Source organism: Cupriavidus lacunae (genome assembly GCF_003353055.1).
In the GTDB taxonomy this organism is placed as follows: Bacteria; Pseudomonadota; Gammaproteobacteria; order Burkholderiales; family Burkholderiaceae; genus Cupriavidus; species Cupriavidus lacunae.
Genome location: NZ_QKWJ01000213.1, coordinates 1 through 1,971 on the forward strand (window position 1 = coordinate 1; position 1,971 = coordinate 1,971).

2 protein-coding genes are annotated in these 1,971 nt (G+C 57.4%); both read left to right on the forward strand.

All coding sequences use genetic code 11. From position 1 onward, the window contains the following. Window positions 1-702: 702 nt before the first annotated feature. Window positions 703-1,569, forward strand: a complete 867-nt coding sequence (locus DN412_RS42700) for a CHAD domain-containing protein (protein ID WP_115216976.1) — start codon at window positions 703-705, stop codon at window positions 1,567-1,569. 87 nt (window positions 1,570-1,656) lie between these two features. Continuing rightward, window positions 1,657-1,854: a DUF3562 domain-containing protein gene (locus DN412_RS42705; protein WP_115216977.1), complete on the forward strand. Its 198-nt coding sequence runs from the start codon at window positions 1,657-1,659 to the stop codon at window positions 1,852-1,854. Window positions 1,855-1,971: the final 117 nt, after the last annotated feature.

Sequence of the window (1,971 nt, forward strand, 5' to 3'; positions counted from 1 at the left end):
CTCCTCGTCGGTCAACATGATCTCGGGGGCAACTCGCACTCGCTCTCTCCACGCTGTGTCGCAGTAGCGCATTGGAGACGCCGAATTCATATAAGTTCCATCAAGAACAGAACGCTACACTAGCGCTCCAGGTGCCCTCTACAGAAGGCGCGACAAAAAACAAAAGAGCCATCCAATGTGGATGGCTCCGACAACCCCTGCGACAATAGTCACGTCCACCTGACTTGCACCCTGGGGCCGAACGCTCTCCGGCATCCGTGCCTGCTGCAGAGTTACCTCTGGTCGACGTCGATCAAGTCGGCATATGGCCCATCTCAACGGCCCATACGCAGCGCATTGTCAGTAGTTCTGTTGCTACAACTTGATTGAGGCCCAATCTTAGGGCCCTTCTATTGCAACAATAAGACACTTCTGTCGAATATTATTCGCGCTCGAATCAACACGAGCCGTCGCACCAGAAGCGCTACAAAACGTACCGATATGTACTCTATACGGCTCGCCGTCGTCTTTTGGCAAGCGCTGCCCACCATGCCGGCTCCGACCGCATCGCGCGAGAAATCTTGCTGGCGCCGCGCGAACGTCGCTCGCAGATACGTGGGGTAGATCACCGAATTCCGTGTCTCTAGTCGCCTCCTGGCGACTAGACTACCAACTCGGCCGCGCTCACCTTGCGCCTTAGTTGAGCCCTTCCCGGGGGAGCCGATGGTTAGTTGCCTGGCGTCATCCGAGTTGCATCGTGGAGCCCACGCGCTCACCGTCCTTCCGCACCTGTTATCTTCGGATGTAGCGACATTAGAGCATTGTTCCTCTGACTATCTCGTGAGCAATGACCCCGAGGTTGGCCATGAACTGCGGGTCGCCCTGCGCAGGCTCCGAGCGCTCCTGTGGGCCTATCAGGCCTTACTTCCAGAGGGACTTGCCAACCATTGGCGCCAACAGCTTGGGGACATTGCGAACCGAATTGGCGCTCCACGAAACTGGGATGTCATCATTGATACCTTACTGCGCGCCGCAGTACCGTCGAGTCATCCATCCGCGCTGATATTCCTTGAGGCTTTGGACGGTATCAGGCACAACGCTCGCGAGGAAAGCCGTATGGTCGTCAGCTCCCCGACGCACGCGCAACTGCTTTCTGCCTTCATGGCCGCTATCGACCACGTTGCGGGCGCTCAGCCCGAGCAGTCCAGATCCGTCGGGGAACTCGCTCGGGGCCGTGTCAAAGCAGCGTCCCGCCGGCTGGATAAGCTGCTGACCCGTGCTGGGGATGGCAGCCTGGCTGTACTCCACCAGACCCGCATCCAGATTAAGCGGCTACGTTACCTGCTTGAATATTTCTCGCCCGTACTCAAGAAGGCGGACCGCAAGCGCATCGTGGGTCTCGCGCAACTCCAGGGAGCGCTTGGCGCGTTGAACGACGTCGTAGTTGGCTCAGCGTATATATCCGCACTGCCTGCACTCGCAGAGTATGCGCCGGCGCACGAGCTGTTCATGCGATGGCTGAAAAAAGAGAAGAAGGTCAGACGCCGAAAGGCAGTACGTGCGGTGAAGGAATTGTCGCGACCACGCTGAGATGCGCCTCAGACGGCAGCAGTTCCGCGCATAGTCAAGGGAGAGCTAAAGCTTCCTTTCAAGAAGAGCGAAGAGACATGAGGCGCCATGTGGCATCAAGGACATGACGAGCGAATCGCAAGACTCGCTGAAGAGTTGGGCCTGCCCGTGGAAACCGTCAAGGACGCGTATCTTGATGCATTGCGCGATTTGGGCGCCGGCGCTCGTATCCAAAACTACCTGCATGTGTTTGTTGTGAAGCGCGTCATTGCACTGCTGCGCGACAAAAATAGACCTACCGGCTAGACAAAATGTATTGACCTGCCGCACCTCAAGCGACGTGGATTAGGCTTGAGGTGTGTTGAACCAGCGGCCCAGAGCCACAATTGAGGGGGCAGGTCATGAACAAGTTTAGCAAGTACG